At 70.3% G+C, this 538-nt stretch carries 2 protein-coding genes; both read right to left on the bottom strand.

The genetic code is table 11. The features are described from left to right. Nucleotides 1–189 (bottom strand): hypothetical protein (locus ACLD7X_RS18205; protein WP_411425096.1); only part of this gene is annotated, 189 nt, incomplete at its 3' end. A gap of 2 nt (nt 190–191) precedes the next feature. Then, the coding region (locus ACLD7X_RS18200; RefSeq protein WP_411425095.1) for a hypothetical protein at nt 192–538 on the bottom strand (347 nt) is incomplete at its 5' end.

Genomic DNA, 538 nt, shown 5'->3' with positions numbered 1-538 from the left:
CCTTTGACACAGGATGTCGGTCCGGTCACAGGCGGCACGCAGGCCCGCAAGGGCCTGTTCCAGCGTCACCGTGGCAGGCCCTGCAAGGGCCGTCGCACCGTTCGCGCCGGAAACAAGGCCGGGCGTCGGATAGCACTGCCCCTGGGCGGGGGCATCGGCGTGGGGATTGGGCGTCTTGACGTTGAACATGGTCATTCTCCTGTCGGTTGGGTGGGGGTTGCGTCGTCGTCGGGGTAAAGGTCGGACCTCAGCCACACATGCGCGGTGAAATCCTCGCGCCGTCGGCCCAGCTCGGGGCGCGGCTCCATCCGCGTGGCGCCACAGGCCCGCAGGAACCGATGCGCCCAGCGGTGGCTGGACAGCGCCAGCGCCTCGCCCCGGTGCAGGCCGCGGCGATGCAGGAACGGGATCACCATGTCGCGCACCCGCCAGGCGATCTGCGTGGCATCGCTGCGCGTCAGGTCGGGCGTGGCCATCAGATGCGCCTGCGCGCAGCCCGGCGATGTCAGCGTGACCCCGAACAGCGCGATCGGCTCCA

The organism is Aphanothece microscopica RSMan92 (genome assembly GCF_046613545.2).
GTDB lineage: Bacteria > Cyanobacteriota > Cyanobacteriia > PCC-6307 > Cyanobiaceae > NIES-981.
The sequence above is the reverse complement of the archived record's forward strand: the minus strand, read 5'-3'. Positions and strand labels throughout refer to the sequence as shown.